Here is a 17,587-nt window from a genome sequence, read left to right on the forward strand (position 1 = left end):
CACTCATCACGTCATGAACGACATCGACAGTATCGACATGCGCACGACCGCGGGCAAGATCGCGGACCTCGGGCGCCGCATCGGCGAGGCCACCCACGCCGGCTCGGAGCGCGCGGTGGAAAAGCAGCACGCCAAGGGCAAGTTGACCGCCCGAGAGCGCGTCGAGCTCCTGCTCGACGAAGACTCTTTCGTGGAGCTGGACGAGTTCGCACGGCACCGGTCGACGAACTTCGGCATGGAGAGGAACCGCCCCTACGGCGATGGCGTCGTCACCGGCTACGGCACGGTCGACGCCCGCCCGGTCGCCGTCTTCTCGCAGGACTTCACGGTCTTCGGCGGCGCGCTGGGTGAGACCTACGGCCAGAAGATCATCAAGGTGATGGACTTCGCCCTCAAGACGGGCTGCCCGGTCATCGGCATCAACGACTCCGGCGGCGCCCGTATCCAGGAGGGTGTGAGCGCTCTGGGCATGTACGGCGAGATCTTCCGCCGCAACACCCATGCCTCCGGCGTGATCCCGCAGATCTCCCTCATCGTGGGTCCGTGCGCGGGCGGCGCGGTGTACTCCCCCGCGATCACCGACTTCACGGTCATGGTCGACCAGACCTCGCACATGTTCATCACCGGGCCCGACGTCATCAAGACCGTCACCGGCGAGGACGTCGGCTTCGAGGAACTGGGCGGCGCCCGGACCCACAACTCGACCTCGGGCGTGGCGCACCAACTGGCGGGGGACGAGAAGGACGCCATCGAGTACGTCAAGTCCCTGCTGTCCTACCTCCCGTCCAACAACCTCTCCGAGCCACCGGCCTTCCCGGAGGTCGCGGAGACGGAGGTGACCGACGAGGACCGGGAGCTCGACACTCTGATTCCCGACTCGGCGAACCAGCCGTACGACATGCGCCAGGTCATCGAGCACGTCGTGGACGAGGGCGAGTTCCTGGAGACGCAGGCGCTGTTCGCGCCGAACATCCTGACCGGCTTCGGCCGCGTCGAGGGCTACCCCGTCGGCATCGTCGCCAACCAGCCGATGCAGTTCGCCGGCTGTCTGGACATCAACGCCAGCGAGAAGGCCGCGCGCTTCGTCCGTACGTGCGACGCGTTCAACGTGCCGGTCCTGACCTTCGTGGACGTCCCCGGCTTCCTGCCGGGCGTCGACCAGGAGTACGGCGGCATCATCCGCCGCGGCGCCAAGCTGATCTACGCGTACGCCGAGGCGACCGTCCCGCTGATCACGGTCATCACCCGCAAGGCCTTCGGCGGCGCCTACGACGTCATGGGGTCCAAGCACCTGGGCGCCGACCTCAACCTGGCCTGGCCGACCGCGCAGATCGCGGTCATGGGCGCGCAGGGCGCGGTCAACATCCTGCACCGCCGGACCATCGCCGCCGCCGACGACCAGGAAGCCGAGCGGGCACGGCTCATGCAGGAGTACGAGGACGCCCTGCTCAATCCCTACACGGCGGCAGAGCGCGGTTACATCGACGGTGTGGTCATGCCGTCGGACACGCGCCCGCAGGTCGTGAAGGCGTTGCGTCAGCTGCGTACCAAGCGTGAGTCGCTGCCTCCGAAGAAGCACGGCAACATCCCGCTGTGACCGACATGACGAGCCAAGCGCCACGGCCCGCCCTGGAAGTCAGGAGTGGTGCCCCATCACCCGAGGAACTGGCCGCTCTGGTCGCGGCCCTGGCAGCTGTTCGAACGGCGGTCTCCGCCCCTGTCGCGCGTCCCACCCGTGGTTGGGCCTCGCCCCACCCCGTGCTGCGCACCCCATATCTCCCCGGCCCCGGCGCCTGGCGTGCCTCGGCACGGCGTCACTGACCTCCCGAACGGAGACACCATGAACACCCGGCATCAGCCGATGCGTCGGGCCGCCCCGGCGCCGCGCGCCCGCGTCGTGATCGCCAAGCCCGGACTCGACGGCCATGACCGTGGGGCCAAGGTCATCGCCCGGGCGCTGCGTGACGCAGGCCACGAGGTGATCTACACCGGGCTGCACCAGACCCCGGAGCAGATCACCGCCACCGTCATTGCCGAGGACGCCCCGATTCTGGGACTGTCCGTCCTCTCGGGCGCCCACCTGACGATCGTCGAGAAGGTGATCGGCCTCCTCGCGCAGCATGACGCGGCCGACACCCGCGTTCTCGTCGGCGGCATCATCCCCGAGGCGGACGCCCTCGCCCTGCGGAGCATGGGCGTCGACGCCGTGTTCACCCCCGGCGCGGACATCGGCGCAATCGTCGAGACCGTCAACCGGCTCAGCCCCGCGCCCCACAACGAGAAAGCTTTGGAACCGGCATGCTGAAGAAGATCCTCATCGCCAACCGTGGCGAAATCGCTGTCCGCGTTGCTCGGGCGTGCCAGGATGCCGGAATCGCGAGCGTAGCCGTCTACGCCGATCCGGACCGGGATGCTCTGCATGTCCGCGCGGCCGACGAGGCGTTCGCTCTGGGCGGTGACACCCCGGCCGCCAGCTACCTGGACATGGGCAAGGTCCTCCAGGCGGCCAAGGACTCCGGGGCCGACGCGATCCACCCCGGCTACGGCTTCCTCTCGGAGAACGCCGAGTTCGCCCAGGCCGTCCTGGACGCCGGCCTGACCTGGATCGGCCCGCCCCCGCAGGCCATCCGCGACCTCGGTGACAAGGTCGCCGCCCGGCACATCGCCCAGCGCGCCGGCGCCCCCCTCGTCGCCGGCACCCCCGACCCGGTCTCCGGCTCGGACGAGGTCGTCGCGTTCGCCGAGCAGAACGGCCTCCCGATCGCGATCAAGGCCGCCTTCGGCGGCGGCGGCCGCGGCCTCAAGGTCGCCCGCACCCTCGAAGAGATCCCCGAGCTCTACGACTCCGCCGTCCGCGAGGCCGTCGCCGCGTTCGGCCGCGGCGAGTGCTTCGTCGAGCGCTACCTCGACAAGCCCCGCCACGTGGAGACCCAGTGCCTGGCCGACTCCCACGGCAACGTGGTCGTCGTCTCCACCCGCGACTGCTCCCTGCAGCGCCGCCACCAGAAACTCGTCGAGGAAGCCCCCGCACCGTTCCTCTCCGAGGCACAGAACGCCGAGCTGTACGCCGCGTCGAAGGCCATCCTCAAGGAAGCCGGCTACGTCGGCGCCGGCACCGTCGAGTTCCTCGTCGGCACGGACGGCACCATCTCCTTCCTCGAGGTCAACACCCGCCTCCAGGTCGAGCACCCGGTCACCGAGGAGGTCACCGGCCTCGACCTCGTCCGCGAGATGTTCCGCATCGCCGACGGCGAGGAGCTCGGCTACGGCGACCCCGCCGTGCGCGGCCACTCCTTCGAGTTCCGGATCAACGGCGAGGACCCGGGCCGCGGCTTCCTGCCCGCCCCCGGCACCGTCACCACCTTCAGCCCGCCCTCCGGCCCCGGTGTCCGCCTCGACGCGGGCGTCGAGTCCGGCAGCGTCATCGGCCCCGCCTGGGACTCCCTCCTCGCCAAGCTCATCGTGACCGGTGCTACGCGTGAGCAGGCACTCCAGCGCGCAGCCCGCGCCCTGCGCGAGTTCACCGTCGAGGGCATGGCCACCGCCATCCCCTTCCACCGTGCCGTCGTCGCCGACCCGGCATTCACCTCCGACCCGTTCCGCGTCCACACCCGGTGGATCGAGACGGAGTTCGTCAACGACATCCCCGCCTTCGCCGTCCCCGCCGACACCGAAGCGGACGAGGAGTCGGGCCGCGAGACCGTCGTCGTCGAGGTCGGCGGCAAGCGCCTCGAGGTCTCCCTGCCCTCCTCGCTCGGCATGAGCCTGGCCCGCACCGGCCTCGCCGCCGGCGCCAAGCCCAAGCGCCGCGCCGCGAAGAAGGCCGGCTCCGCCGCCTCCGGCGACACCCTCGCCTCGCCCATGCAGGGCACCATCGTCAAGATCGCCGTCGAGGAGGGCCAGGAAGTCAAGGAAGGCGACCTCATCGTCGTCCTCGAAGCGATGAAGATGGAACAGCCCCTCAACGCCCACCGCTCCGGCACCGTCAAGGGCCTCGCCGCCGAGGTCGGCAGCTCCGTCTCCTCCGGCGCCATGATCTGCGAGATCAAGGACTGAACACAGAAGGCCGCCGGCCCCTCGTGTCCCGTAGGGACGAGGGGCCGGTCGGCGTGGTCGAGTCGATGGTGCACGGGTGAAGGCGACCGCAGGTGGGGAGCCTAGGATGGCGGGGTGACGACCAAGACGGACCGCCCTGTGCGCCGCTCCCGCGACCGGAAGGCGCAGATCCTCACGGCGGCCCTGGAGTGCTTCCACCGTTCCGGGTATCACGCCACCGGCATGGAGGACATCGCCGCAGCCGTCGGGATCACCGCGGGAGGGCTGTACCGCCACTTCCGAGGCAAGCAGGAGCTCCTGCGCCGGGTCATGCTCGACGGACTTGACCTTCTCGCGGCGGCGATGGAAGAGGCGCACGGGCTCGACGATCTCCTCAGGGCCACCGCGCGGTTCACGCTCGATCACCGGCCGCTGCCGTTGTTGCTGGACCGTGAGACGCGGAACCTGGACGACGAGGCCCGCGACCGCGTCCTCCGCCATCACGACGCGCACGCGGACACGATCGCCGCGGCCATTCGGGAGTCGCGTCCGGAACTGGACGAGGACCAGGCGCTGCTTCTGGCCTGGTGCGCCCTGGGTGTCCTCGTGAGCCCGTCTTACCACCATCGCGATCTGCCGCGCCCGCGCTTCGAGGACGTGCTGTGCACGCAGGCGTCGGCAGTCTGCCGGTCACATGCCGTTCCTTCCGGTGCGGCGGACGAGACCCCGCGTCGGCCGGGCATCGGTCTCACACCCGCCTCGCGTCGCGAAGCGCTGCTGGCCGCGGCGATCCCGCTGTTCAAGGCGCGTGGTTTCCAGGTGGTCAGCATGGAGGAGATCGGAGCGGCGGCCGGAATCGCCGGTCCGAGCATCTACAACCACTTCTCCAGCAAGGCGGAGATCCTGGCGGCGGCCCTGCACCGCGAGTCCGAGGTCCTGCACTTCTCACTCGCCCGGGAACTCACGGAGAGCCACACACCCGCCGAGGCGCTCCACCGCGTGCTGCGCATCTACGCGGCCCTCTGCGGTACGAGGATCAGCGCCATGCCGCTCATGGTGGGCGAGCTGGTCCACCTCTCCGCCGAGCAGCGCCAGAGCGCTTTTCAGAGTCAGGTGGCATTCCTCGCCGAGTGCCTCTCGCTGCTGCGGGCCTGTCGTCCCGAGCTCGACGAGGACGAAGGGCGCGTGATGCTCGGTTCCGTGCTGACCATGGTTCTCATCCTGTACCGGCTGCCCTCCTCGGTCCGCCGCCTCGCCACCCCCACGGTCGTGGCGGCCGTGGCGATGGACTCCTTGGGCATAGGCGACGCGGTCTGAGAACCGCCGGGCCCGGCCCGTGCACCCGATCGCCCCGTGGCAGCCCGGGTGCACGGCGTCGGTGGCGGACCCGGCCTACAGGCCGAGATCCTTGGCGATGACCGTCTTCTGTACCTCGTTGGTGCCGCCGTAGATGCGGGAGACCCGGGTCGAGGCGTACAGGCGGGCGATGGGGTACTCGAGCATGTAGCCGTAGCCGCCGTGCAGCTGGAGGCACTTGTCGATGATCCGGCCGGCCGTCTCGGTGCCGAAGAGCTTCAGCTTGGAGGCGTCTGCGGGAGTGAGGTCGCCCTCGTCGTAGAGGTCCATGGCCCGGTCGGTCATCGCCTGCAGGGCCTCCAGTTCGGCGGCGCACTCGGCGAGGACGAACTTGGTGTTCTGGAAGGACGCCACGGGCTTGCCGAAGACCTGCCGCTGCTTGGTGTAGTCGATGGCGAAGCCGATGGCGGCGCGTGCGGTGGCGGCGGCACCGATACCGATGACCAGACGCTCCTTGACCAGGTTCTCCGAGAGGTAGCGGAACGCCTGGCCCTCCTCACCGAGGATGTCCTCCACGGGAACCTTGACGTCGACGAAGGCCAGCTCGGCGGTGTCGGAGGACTTCATGCCGATCTTCTCGAGCTTGCGGCCGACCGAGTATCCGGCGGCATGGGCGTCGACGACCAGGATCGACAGGCCGAGACGGCGGTTCTCCGCAGGCGCCGGTGAGGTCCGGCACACGACCAGCACCCGGTCGGCCTGGACTCCGCCGGTGATGAACGTCTTGGCACCGTTGAGGACGTAGTGCGTGCCGTCCTCCGACAGCTCGGCGCGGGTCTTCATGCCCGCCAGGTCCGAGCCCGTACCGGGCTCGGTCATCGCGATGGCGTACATGGTCTCGCCGCTCATGAACGGCGCCAGCCAGCGGTGCTTCTGCTCCTCGGAGGCGTACCGCATGAGGTATCCCAGGCACAGGCCCGTGTGGACGCCCGCGGAACCGAAGGTGACGGCCGCACGGGCGTTCTCCTCGATGATCACGGCCTCGTACTTGATGCTGGTCTCGCCGGCGCCGCCGTATTCCTTCGGCACCTCCATGCCGAAGACGCCCAGTTCACCGAGCTTGTAGTAGAAGTCCCGCGGCGCGTGCCCGGCCTGCTCCCACTCGTGGAACTCCGGCGCGACCTCCTTGGAGATGAAGTCCCGGATCGTCTCCCGGAACGCCTCGTGGTCCTCGTTGAACACGCTTCGACGCATAGTCAGGCCTTTCGTGGTCGTTGCCGCACCCGTAGGGGGCGTGTCCGAGGGCGGCACAGATCCGTGAGGGATCGAACTGCGGCGTCGGACGGCAACGGGGGAATTCGCGACTCGGGCCGCGACGATCGACGGGGCCGCCGAGGGGGCAGCCCACGGCCGACGGCGCGGCCCACGTCACTATAGCTAACACACCTTAGGTAATCGAGGGATCACCTCGATTCCCACGACACCAGAAGGTGAATGTCGTGTCTACCTCGCCGGACATCTTGACAAGAGTGTCAGCCGCATCATTTTCCCAGCTCAGGCCGGTACTGAGCAAGATGAAACATGCACGTTACGTAAATCACAGCCCTGAGGAGATGACCTTTGCGCGCTACGGTGCCAAGCTCCTGAGCATCGCAATGTAAATCACCACTAGTCGCGGAGGGCTCCCCCATGAGCACCAATGTCCATGTGGTCGGGGTCGGGATGATCCCGTTCATGAAGCCGGGTGCGAGCGACACCTACGACGTGATGGGCGAGCGTGCGGCGCGTACCGCGCTCGCTGACGCAGGCATCGGCTACGAGCTCGTGCAGCAGGCGTACGTCGGCTACGTCTACGGCGACTCGACCAGCGGCCAGGCCGCGATCTACGGTCTGGGGACCACCGGTATCCCGGTGATCAATGTCAACAACAACTGCTCGACCGGCTCGACCGCCCTGTGGCTCGCCCGCCAGGCCGTCGCCTCGGGGGCGGCCGAATGCGTGATCGCGGTCGGCTTCGAGCAGATGCAGCGCGGTGCGCTCAAGGGCCACTGGGACGACCGTCCCTCGGCCATGAGCCGCGGCCACGAGAAGATGCGGGAGCTCCAGGGCGTCGACCCCCTGGCTCCGGGCGCGGCCCAGCTGTTCGGCGGCGCCGGCCAGGCGTACATGGACAAGTACGGCATCACGAACCAGGCGTTCGCCAGGATCGCCGTCAAGTCCCGTACCCACGCCGCCAACAACCCGTACGCCGTCTTCCGCGACCCGCTCACCGTCGAGGAGGTGCTCGCCTCCCCGCACGTGTACGGTCCCCTGACCCGCCTGATGTGCTGCCCGCCCACCTGCGGCGCAGCCGCCGCGGTCATCGCGAGCGAGGACTTCGCGCGCCGCCACGGCCTGAACACCGACGTGCGGATCGCGGCGCAGGCCCTGACCACCGACGTCGACAGCGCGTTCGCCGAGGACACCGACATGATGCGGGTCATCGGCTACGACATGGCGAAGAACGCGGCCGACCAGGTCTACGAGGCCGCCGGTGTCGGCCCGGAGGACATCAAGGTCGTCGAGTTGCACGACTGCTTCACCAGCAACGAGCTCATCACGTACGAGTCGCTCGGCCTGACCCCGGAGGGGACGGCGGAGAAGTTCGTCCTGGACGGTGACAACACCTACGGCGGGCGCGTGGTCGTCAACCCTTCGGGCGGCCTGATGTCCAAGGGGCACCCGCTGGGCGCGACAGGCCTCGCCCAGTGCACCGAGCTCGTGTGGCAGCTGCGGGGACAGGCGGATGCCCGCCAGGTCGAAGGCGGCCTCCAGCACGCTCTCCAGCACAACCTCGGCCTCGGCGGCGCCTGCGTCGTCACTCTCTACGAAAAGGTGAACTGAACGCCATGGCCCTGAACAAGGAATTGATCGGGACAAAGATCCCGACGCACACCGTCGACGTCGAGCGCGGCCAACTGCGCTTCTTCGCCAAGGCGATCGGCGAGACCGACCCGGTCTACTCCGACGTGGAGGCCGCGCAGGCGGCCGGCCACCGGGACGTGCTCGTCCCGCCCACCTTCCTGTTCTGTGCCGACAGCGGACGCACGGACGGCTTCAACTTCCTGACGTTCGCGGACATCGACATCCGCTACATCCTGCACGGCGAACAGGGCTTCACCTACCACCGTCCGATCCACGCCGGCGACCGGCTGACGTTCGCGACCGAGGTGTCGGACATCTACAGCAAGAAGGGCGGGGCGCTGGAATTCCTCGTCCTGGCCACCCAGGTGACCCGCGACGGGGAGCTCGTCGCCGAGGTCCACAAGTCCCTCGTCGTGCGCAACCCGAAGGCGGGCCAGTGAAGCTCGAACTGCCGAAGATCTCCCGGACCACGCTGGCGTTGTACGCCGGCGCCTCGGGTGACCACAACCCGATGCACATCGACATCGACGTGGCCAAGTCCGCGGGCATGGACGACGTCTTCGCCCACGGCATGCTCAACATGGCCTACCTCGGCCGGCTGCTGACGGCGAACTTCCCCCAGGAAAAGATCCGTTCCTTCGCCGTCCGCTTCACCTCCATTACCCCGCTCCACGGCAGGCCGACCGCCACCGCCACGGTCGCCAGGGTCGAGGACGGCCTGTCCCACCTGGATCTGACCATGGCTCTGGAGGACGGAACCGTCACTCTCGCGGGCACCGCAGTGATCGAAGGAGAAATCTCAGCATGACCAGCACCAAGCTCGCGGGCAAGACCGCCATCGTCTCCGGCTCCGGTCGCGGCATCGGCCGTGAGATCGCCCTGAAGTTCGCCGCCGAGGGCGCCGACGTCGTCGTCAACGACCTCGACCCGGCGCCCGCCGAGGAGACCGTCGCCGACATCAAGGCCGCCGGCGGCAACGCCGTGGCCTGCGTCGGGAGCGTCACCGAGGACGGCTTCGCCGAGCGGTTCGTGAACACCGCGATCGAGACCTTCGGCGGCCTCGACATCATCGTCAACAACGCCGGGTACACCTGGGACTCCGTCATCCAGAAGCACACCGACGAGCAGTGGGACGCCATGCTCGCCGTGCACGTCAAGGCGCCGTTCCAGATCCTGCGCGCCGCCCAGCCGCACATCTCCCGCCTGTCCAAGGAGGAGACGGCCCGCGGTGTCCGCGTGCACCGCAAGGTCGTCAACATCTCCTCCGGCTCAGGCCTCAACGGCAATGTCGGACAGGTGAGTTACTCCTCGGCCAAGGCCGGCATCATCGGTCTGACCAAGACCCTCTCCAAGGAGTGGGGCCGCTACAACGTCAACGTCAACGCGGTCGCGTACGGGCTGATTCACACCCGCCTCACCGACGCCCCTGCGGGTGGCGGCGCCACCATCGACATCCAGGGCCGCGAGCTGCCGGTCGGCGTCAACCCCGAGCTGATGGCCCGCCTGGAGAAGACCATCCCGCTCGGCCGAGGGGGCACCCCCGAGGAGGCCGCCGGCGCGGTCTACGCCCTGTGCATCCCCGAGACCGACTACGTCAGCGGTCAGGTCATCTACTGCGCGGGCGGCAACTGAGCCGAAGCCCGGCCATGAACGGCCGTCGGCCGGTCGAACGACACGCGATCGGCCGACGGGCTGCGCGGGGAGCGCCCTCACCGGACAGCACGCTCCCCGCCGACACCGTGGTCACCGTCGCACTCCGACACCGACGGTGACCACGGCCTCCACTTGCTTCGCCAGGCTTGACCGCCGTACCACTCAGGAGTGTTGCTGTGTATCTCACGCAGAGTCTGCACAGAGCCGTGCAGCAGGGTCCCGATCAGGTCGCGACGGTTTTCGGGGACCGTGTGCGGACCAACCGTGAAGTCGCCGATCGTGTGGCCCGGCTGGCCGGTGCGCTGGGGGCGCTCGGTGTGGCGGAGGGTGACCGGGTGGCGCTGCTGGCCCACAACAGTGACGTCTTCCACGAGTACATGTACGCGGTGTGGTGGATGGGTGGGGTGGTCAACCCGGTCAACACCCGCTGGAGTCCGAAGGAGATGACCTACTCCCTGGAGGAGTCCGACACCCGCGTGCTGCTGGTCGACGACTCCTTCGCCCCGATGGTGCCGCGGTTGCGGGAGTTGTGGGGCGGACTGGGGACCGTGGTGCACTGCGGGGCGGGTCCCGTGCCGGAGGGGATGCTCGGGTACGAGGACCTGATCGCCGGTCATGAGCCGGTGGAGGACCTGCGTCTGGGCGGGGACCGGCTCGCCGGCCTGTTCTACACCGGCGGCACCACCGGCTTCCCCAAGGGCGTGATGCTCAGCCACACCAACATCCTCGCCTCCACACACAGTTTCGTCGCGGCCTCCCAGGGAGCCGTACGCGGCGGCGGCCGGACGATGCACACCGCGCCGCTCTTCCACATGGCGGCCGTCAGCAGCTGGTGCTCCCAGAACCTCGTGGGCGGCTCCCATGTGTTCGTGCCCGCGTTCGCACCGGAGCACCTGCTGAAACTCATCACCGAGCGCCGCCCCACCTCCACCACACTTGTCCCCGCCATGATCCAGATGCTGCTGGACCACCCGGCCGTCGGCGAGCACGACCTCTCCAGCGTCGAGCGGGTCGGATACGGCGCTTCTCCGATCTCCGGGACGCTCCTGAGCCGGGCGATGGCTGCTTTCCCCAACGCCCGGTTCGCCCAGGGCTACGGCATGACCGAGATGGCTCCCGGTGTCGCGACCCTCGCGCCCGAGGACCACCACGATCCGCGCCTGCTGCGTGCCGCGGGCCGGGCCCTGCCCGGGGTGGATGTGCGGGTGGTGGATCCGGCGGATGTGGAGATGCCCCGCGGGACGGTCGGGGAGATCGTCGCCCGCGGCGCGAACATGATGCTCGGCTACTGGAACAAACCCCAGGAGACCGCCGACGCCCTGCGCGGCGGATGGATGCACACCGGCGACGCCGGCCACATGGACGACAACGGCTACCTCTACATCGTCGACCGCCTCAAGGACATGATCGTCACCGGCGGCGAGAACGTCTACTCCGCCGAGGTAGAGAACGCCCTCGCCACCCACCCCGCCATCGCCTCCTGCGCCGTCATCGGCGTCCCCGACCCCACCTGGGGCGAACGCGTCCACGCCGTCATCGTCCTCAAACCCGGCCACACCACCACCACCGACGACATCCGCACCCACTGCAAAACCCTCATCGCCGGCTACAAATCCCCCCGCACCTGCGACTTCGTCGAAACCCTCCCCCTCTCACCCGCAGGCAAAATCCTCAAACGCGACCTCCGCAAACCCCACTGGAACAGCACCGGACGCTCTGTCGGCTGACAGTGCTCGCCGCCCCGACAGGCCCCGTTTCCTTCCGACCCATGAACCTGGAGTGCCGCACCATGACCATCGACGCGTCGACCGAGTCCGACTCCGCGGAGCAGCCGCGCGGCCCGCTTGCGGGCGTCCGCGTGATCGAACTGGGAAGCATCGGTCCAGGTCCGTTCTGCGCGATGGTCCTGGGTGACCTCGGGGCAGAGGTGATCCGGATCGACCGGCCGGCCGAGGCCGGTTACGCCGCGTCCCGGCCGATCCTGCACCGCAACCGCCGCTCCGTCGCCGTCGACATCAGGCGGCCCGAGGGCGTCGAGATCGTCAAGGCCCTGGTCAAGGACGCGGATGTGATCCTGGAGGGCTTCCGGCCGGGTGTCACCGAGCGACTGGGACTGGGCCCGGACGAGCTGCTGGCCGTCAACCCGCGGCTGGTGTACGGCCGGATGACCGGCTGGGGCCAGGACGGGCCGATGGCTCAGGAGCCCGGCCACGACATCAACTACATCGCTCTCACAGGCGCCTTGCACGCCATCGGCCCCAAGGACGGCGACCCCGTCGTCCCTCTCAACCTCGTCGGCGACTTCGGCGGCGGCGGCATGCTGCTGGCCGTCGGCGTCCTCGCGGCGGCGCTGCACGCTCGTGACACCGGCCGGGGCCAGGTCGTCGACGCCGCGATGACCGACGGATCCGCTCTGCTGCTCACGATGATGTACGGCTTCCTCTCCCGCGGGGTCTGGGCCGACGAGCGCGGGACCAACATGCTCGACGGCGCGGCGCCGTACTACGGCACCTACCGTTGCTCCGACGACCGGCACATCGCCCTCGGCCCGGTCGAGCCGCAGTTCTACGCCGCCGTACTGCGCGTGCTCGGCCTCTCCGACGATCCTGACTTCGCCCGCCAGAACGACCGCACCAAGTGGCCGGTCATGCGACAGAGGCTCGCCGCGATCTTCGCCACCCGGACCCGTGACGCATGGGCCGAGGAGTTCGAGGGACAGGAGGGGTGCGTCGCCCCCGTCCTGTCCCTCCTCGAAGCTCCGCACCATCCGCACAACGCGGCCCGTGGCACGTATCTCGTCGACGACGAGGGTGTGGTCGGGCCGGCCCCCGCGCCCCGGTTCTCCGCCACACCGGCCGCGCACCCCACGCCCTCCCCCGCCATCGGAGCCGACACCGACCGCATCCTCGCAGCCGCGGGGTACGACTCCGCACGCATCGCGACGCTGCGCAGCGCCGGCACCGTCAAGTAACCACGTGCCGCCGGTGGTTCATGCCGACCGCATGATCCCGGCCGTCAAGAGAAGGAAGCCGTACCCGGTATGCAGACCAAGGACAAGCTCTTCATCGGCGGTGCGTTCGTCGACCCGGCGACCGACAGCACACTCGAGGTCGTCTCTCCGGCCACCGAGGAGGTCATCGGGCGCACCCCGGAGGCGCGCCCGGAGGACATCGACCTGGCCGTCTCCGCCGCGCGCCGGGCCTTCGACGAGGGGCCGTGGCCCCGGCTCGGCCTCACCGAGCGCATCGAGGTGCTGCAGCGCTTCCGGGACGCGTACGCGGCCCGGATGCGGGAGACCGCGGTGCTGCTCAGCTCCGAGGTCGGATCGCCCATCACCTGGTCGACACGCGCCCAGGCCGGCGCGCCGATCGGGATCATCGACTACTACCTCAAGCTGGCCCCGGGGTTCGCCTGGGAGCGCGAGGTGCCTGGTGCAACGGGGCCGATCTCGGTCCGACAGGAACCGGTGGGTGTGGTGGCGGCGATCGTCGCCTGGAACGCGCCGCACTTCATCACGTTCAGCAAGCTGGCGCCCGCCCTGGTCGCCGGCTGCACCGTGGTGCTGAAGGTGTCGCCCGAGAACGCCCTGTCCTCGTACATCATCGCCGAGGCCGCTGCCGAGGCCGGTCTGCCCGAGGGTGTGCTCTCGGTGCTGCCCGCCGACCGTGAGCCCTCCGCGTACCTGTCCCGGCACCCCGGTGTCGACAAGGTCGCCTTCACCGGATCCGTCGGCGCCGGAAAGGCGATCATGGCGTCCGCCGCCGCGAACCTGGCGCGGGTCACTCTGGAGCTGGGCGGCAAGTCCGCGGCGATCATCCTGGAGGACGCCGACCTGGACCGCGCGATTCCGGCGCTGATGCCCCACCTGATTCCCAACAACGGGCAGGTCTGCATCTCCATGACCCGGGTACTGGCCCCTCGCACCCGCTACGACGAGGTCGTCGAGCGGCTGGCCGGGCAGTTCCGGGCGATGGTCGTCGGTGACCCGTTGGAGCCGGCCACCACGGTGGGCCCGCTGATCTCCGAGCGTCAGCGCGACCGCGTCGAGGGTTACATCGCCAAGGGTCTCGCCGAGGGCGCCCGCCTGGTGACCGGCGGCGGCCGCCCGGCCCACCTGGACAAGGGCTGGTACGTCGAGCCGACCCTCTTCGCCGACGTGGACAACTCCATGGCCGTCGCCCAGGAGGAGATCTTCGGCCCGGTCGTCGTCGTCATCCCGTTCGACGACGAGGACGACGCGGTCCGAATCTCCAACGACTCCGACTTCGGCCTGCACGGCAGCGTCTTCTCCGACGACGAGCAGCGCGCGCTGGCGGTCGCCGCGCGCCTGCGTACCGGCAACGTGGCGGTCAACTGCGGCGGCATCTCGTTCAACGCCCCGTTCGGCGGCTACAAGAAGTCCGGAATCGGCCGCGAGTTCGGCCCGGAGGGCCTGCAGGCGTACCTGGAGACCAAGAGCATCTACACCTCCACGCCTCGCTGACACCTCCCCCGCACCACCATCCTTCCCACCACCGACAGGAGAAGCCCCACATGCGCGCTGCAGTGCTGCGGGAGTACGGCGCCCCGCTGGACGTCGTCGACACCATGGAGACGGCAGAGGCCGGTCCCGGCAAGGTCAAGGTCCGCATCCGGGCGACCGGCATGTGCCACTCGGACCTCTCCGGGATGACCGGCAAGCTCGGCGTCCCGGCACCCTTCGTCCCCGGGCACGAGGGGGCCGGCGAGATCATCGAGGTCGGCGAGGGAGTCACTTCGGTGGCGCCCGGCGACCACGTCATCGTCAACTTCATACCGGCCTGCGGCACGTGCGCCGACTGCGCGCGCGACGAGGGCCACCTCTGCACGCGCATGATGTACGCGGCCATGGGCACCCCGAACTTCCGGGAGGACGGGAAGCCGGTGTACGGCCTCGTCGGCTGCGGCACCTTCGCCGAGGAGGTCGTCCTCCCGCACCAGAGCGTCGTCCGTATCGACAAGGACGTCCCCTTCGACATCGCGGCTCTGATCGGCTGCGGTGTCACCACCGGCACGGGTGCGGTTCTCAACACCGCGAAGGTCGAGGAAGGGGCCACCGTGGCCGTCGTCGGCTGCGGTGGGGTCGGCATCGCTGCCATCATGGCGGCCCGCATGGCCGGCGCCTCGCAGATTCTCGCCGTGGACCCCAGCGCCGCCAAGCGCGACCTGGTCTCCCGCTTCGGCGCTACCGCGGCCGCCTCCCCGGAGGACGCCGACGCGGTGGCCGCCGAACTCACCGGCGGGCAGGGCTTCGACTACACCTTCGAGGTCGTCGGCCGCTCCAGCACCGCGCAGGCCGCGTTCAAGCTGGCACGGCGCGGCGGCACCGTCGTCGTCGTCGGCCTCGGCGCCCGCACGGACAACCTCGAACTGTCCATGGGCACGCTCGCCACGCAGAGCAAGACCCTGGTCGGTTCCGTCTACGGCGGCATGGACGTACCGCGCTTCATGCGGCAGCTGGTCCACCTGTGGCGGGAAGGCAAGCTGGACCTCGAAGCGATGATCACCAAGCGGCTGAAGCTGGAGGACGTCAACGAGGGCTTCGAACTCATGAAGACCGGTGACGCCATCCGCACCGTCGTCGAGCTGTGACCCGGCGCTCCTGACCCGTGGCCGGGGCCGCTCCCACCGTTCGCGGTCGGACCGGCCCCGGTCCGTTTCTCCCGTTCTCCCCAGCCACGGAAGGTCTTCACCTCATGACAGCCGAGGGATCCCCGCAGACGGCCGGAGCCGTATCCGACCGCACCGGTCCCAAGCCCGCAACCGAGGCGACCAGAGCCGCCAACGCCTCGGTCCTCGACCAGCTCGACTTCGACGACGACCGGGCCTTCGAGGCCATGAAGCGGGGCTTCGTGGCCCCGCTGCTCGACGGTGGCGTGATCCGTGACGCACGGGGACGGGTGTCCTTCGACGCGGGCTCCTTCGACTACATCGAGGGACCGGCTCCGGACACGGTCAACCCCAGCCTGTGGCGCCAGTCCCAGATCATCAAGTACGCGGGGCTGTTCCAGGTCACCGACCGGATCTACCAGGTCCGGAACCACGACATCGCCAACGTCACGATCGTGGAGGGGGACGGCGGGCTGATCGTGGTGGACGTCGGCACGGTCGCCGAGACGACCCGGGCCGCGATGGAGCTCTACTACGCCCATCGCCCCGAGCGGCTGCCGGTCGTCGCCGTCATCTACACCCACCCCCACCTCGACCACTACGGCGGCGTCCTGGGTGTCACCTCGGCCGAGGACGTCGCGGCCGGCCGGGTGCAGGTCATCGCGCCGGGTACGGACTTCGATCGGTACGCGCTGGGCGAGAACGTCATCTGCGGCAACGTGATGGCGCGCCGGGCCGCGCACGCCTTCGGCAACCTGCTGCCCCCGGGACCGCGCGGCTTCGTCACCGACGGCATCGGCATCGGGCATGTCAGGGGATCCTCGGCGTACATCCCGCCCACCGACCACATCACCCGCACGGGCGAGGAACGTACGCTCGCGGGACTGACGTTCCAGTTCCAGATGGCCCCGGACACCGAGGCCCCGGAGGAGTTCCACTTCTACATCCCGGAGCTCAAGGCCCTCACCTGTGCGGAGAACGCCAACCACACCCTCCACAACATCCAGACCCTGCGCGGCGCCCGCACCCGCGACGCCGCCAACTTCGCCCGCTACCTGGACGAGGCCGTCGAACTGTGGGGCGACGAGGCCGAGGTGCACTACGGCCCGCACACCTGGCCGGTGTGGGGCGGCGAGAACATCCGGGAGTTCCTCACCTCGCAGCGCGACTCCTACAAGTACATCCACGACCAGACGCTGCGGCTCGCCAACCAGGGGCTGACGCCGGTCGAGATCGCCGAGACGCTGCGCCTGCCCGACGTGCTGGGCCGCGCCTGGTGGAACCGCGGCTACCACGGCACCGTGAGCCACAACGCCAAGGCCGTCTTCGCCAAGGAACTGGGCTGGTACAACGGCAACCCGATGAATCTGTACCCGCTGCCCGACGGCGATCTCGGGCGACGGTACACGGACGCGATGGGTGGCGTGGACCGGGTCGTCCAGCTCGCCCGGGAGGCCTTCGAGGCGGCGGACTACCGCTGGGCGGTCGAACTCGCCGGCCGGGCCGTCCACGCCGAACCCGGCAACCAGGACGCCCGGGAGACCCAGGCGGACGCGTACGAGCAGTTGGGCTACCAGGCCGAGGGTCCTCAGTGGCGATACGTTTTCCTCACCGCCGCCCAGGAACTCCGCCGGGGCCGACCGGCGAAGCCCGCCCCCGGTTCCGCGTCCGGCCGGACCATGGCGGCCATGCCGCTGCCCATCCTGCTCGACTTCGTCGCGGTCCGGCTCAACGGCCCGAAGGCCGAGCACGTCGACGTGGGGATCAACCTGGCGGTCACCGACGCCGCCTCCCCCCGCTCCCTGCGGGTGTCCCGCGGCGTGCTCAACCACTGGGCCCGGCTCAGCGAGGACGCCGAACTGACGCTCACGATGGACCGGAGCACGCTCGTGGACGTGCTGTTCCGGCCAGGTCGCTTCGACGAGGCGCTCGCCGCCGGAACGGTCCGGGCAGAGGGCGACACCGACGCGTTCCGAATGCTCACCGGCCTGCTCGACACCTTCGACCGGAACTTCGACCTGCTCGGTCCGCACCTCTAGGCCACGGGCGAACGGCGAAGGGCCGCACTCCC

At 69.4% G+C, this 17,587-nt stretch carries 15 protein-coding genes; 14 read left to right on the forward strand and 1 reads right to left on the reverse strand.

Going from position 1 to position 17,587, the window contains the following annotated elements; genetic code table 11:
- The first annotated feature begins 13 nt into the window (after window positions 1-13).
- The 5 genes from OG257_RS03615 to OG257_RS03630 all read left to right on the forward strand — a co-directional run bounded on the left by OG257_RS03615 (window position 14) and on the right by OG257_RS03630 (window position 5,352).
- On the forward strand, window positions 14-1,597 hold the full coding sequence (locus OG257_RS03615; RefSeq protein ID WP_329204646.1) for an acyl-CoA carboxylase subunit beta: 1,584 nt from the start codon (window positions 14-16) through the stop codon (window positions 1,595-1,597).
- A 5-nt stretch (window positions 1,598-1,602) separates the two neighbouring features.
- Complete coding sequence (locus OG257_RS37200; RefSeq protein WP_443054546.1) at window positions 1,603-1,821, forward strand: acyl-CoA carboxylase epsilon subunit; 219 nt, start codon at window positions 1,603-1,605, stop codon at window positions 1,819-1,821.
- 19 nt (window positions 1,822-1,840) lie between these two features.
- The gene (locus OG257_RS03620; protein ID WP_329204648.1) at window positions 1,841-2,305 is read left to right on the forward strand and encodes a cobalamin B12-binding domain-containing protein; all 465 of its coding nucleotides are present in this window, start codon (window positions 1,841-1,843) and stop codon (window positions 2,303-2,305) included.
- Window positions 2,302-4,056, forward strand: coding sequence for an acetyl/propionyl/methylcrotonyl-CoA carboxylase subunit alpha (locus OG257_RS03625; protein ID WP_329214883.1), 1,755 nt, complete (start codon window positions 2,302-2,304; stop codon window positions 4,054-4,056). The genes OG257_RS03620 and OG257_RS03625 overlap by 4 nt, the downstream gene beginning before the upstream one ends.
- Before the next feature lie 114 nt (window positions 4,057-4,170).
- Window positions 4,171-5,352 carry a TetR/AcrR family transcriptional regulator gene (locus OG257_RS03630; RefSeq protein ID WP_329204650.1) on the forward strand — a complete coding sequence of 394 codons (1,182 nt, stop codon included), beginning with the start codon at window positions 4,171-4,173 and terminating at the stop codon, window positions 5,350-5,352.
- A gap of 75 nt (window positions 5,353-5,427) precedes the next feature.
- Here OG257_RS03630 and OG257_RS03635 read toward each other — a convergent pair whose 3' ends face one another.
- Window positions 5,428-6,585, reverse strand: coding sequence for an acyl-CoA dehydrogenase family protein (locus OG257_RS03635; protein ID WP_329204652.1), 1,158 nt, complete (start codon window positions 6,583-6,585; stop codon window positions 5,428-5,430).
- 435 nt (window positions 6,586-7,020) lie between these two features.
- Between OG257_RS03635 and OG257_RS03640 the strand changes: the two genes are divergently transcribed.
- From OG257_RS03640 to OG257_RS03680, 9 genes are all read left to right on the forward strand, one after another.
- Window positions 7,021-8,214 carry a lipid-transfer protein gene (locus tag OG257_RS03640; protein ID WP_329204654.1) on the forward strand — a complete coding sequence of 398 codons (1,194 nt, stop codon included), beginning with the start codon at window positions 7,021-7,023 and terminating at the stop codon, window positions 8,212-8,214.
- A 5-nt stretch (window positions 8,215-8,219) separates the two neighbouring features.
- A complete protein-coding gene (locus OG257_RS03645; RefSeq protein ID WP_329204656.1) occupies window positions 8,220-8,675 on the forward strand; it encodes a MaoC family dehydratase N-terminal domain-containing protein in 456 nt (151 codons plus the stop codon).
- On the forward strand, window positions 8,672-9,043 hold the full coding sequence (locus OG257_RS03650) for a MaoC/PaaZ C-terminal domain-containing protein (protein ID WP_329204658.1): 372 nt from the start codon (window positions 8,672-8,674) through the stop codon (window positions 9,041-9,043). Before OG257_RS03645 ends, OG257_RS03650 begins: the two co-directional genes overlap by 4 nt.
- The gene (locus tag OG257_RS03655) at window positions 9,040-9,867 is read left to right on the forward strand and encodes an SDR family NAD(P)-dependent oxidoreductase (protein ID WP_329204660.1); all 828 of its coding nucleotides are present in this window, start codon (window positions 9,040-9,042) and stop codon (window positions 9,865-9,867) included. Before OG257_RS03650 ends, OG257_RS03655 begins: the two co-directional genes overlap by 4 nt.
- Window positions 9,868-10,064: 197 nt before the next feature.
- Entirely contained in the window at window positions 10,065-11,615 is a 1,551-nt protein-coding gene (locus OG257_RS03660; protein WP_329204661.1) for an acyl-CoA synthetase, read from the forward strand.
- Window positions 11,616-11,677: 62 nt separating this feature from the next.
- The gene (locus tag OG257_RS03665; RefSeq protein ID WP_329204663.1) at window positions 11,678-12,859 is read left to right on the forward strand and encodes a CaiB/BaiF CoA transferase family protein; all 1,182 of its coding nucleotides are present in this window, start codon (window positions 11,678-11,680) and stop codon (window positions 12,857-12,859) included.
- A gap of 69 nt (window positions 12,860-12,928) precedes the next feature.
- Window positions 12,929-14,371: an aldehyde dehydrogenase gene (locus tag OG257_RS03670; protein ID WP_329204665.1), complete on the forward strand. Its 1,443-nt coding sequence runs from the start codon at window positions 12,929-12,931 to the stop codon at window positions 14,369-14,371.
- 50 nt (window positions 14,372-14,421) lie between these two features.
- The gene (locus OG257_RS03675; protein ID WP_329204666.1) at window positions 14,422-15,498 is read left to right on the forward strand and encodes a zinc-binding dehydrogenase; all 1,077 of its coding nucleotides are present in this window, start codon (window positions 14,422-14,424) and stop codon (window positions 15,496-15,498) included.
- A 104-nt stretch (window positions 15,499-15,602) separates the two neighbouring features.
- Entirely contained in the window at window positions 15,603-17,555 is a 1,953-nt protein-coding gene (locus tag OG257_RS03680) for an alkyl/aryl-sulfatase (protein WP_329204668.1), read from the forward strand.
- Window positions 17,556-17,587 lie beyond the last annotated feature (32 nt).

The organism is Streptomyces sp. NBC_00683, from assembly GCF_036226745.1.
In the GTDB taxonomy this organism is placed as follows: domain Bacteria; phylum Actinomycetota; class Actinomycetes; order Streptomycetales; family Streptomycetaceae; genus Streptomyces.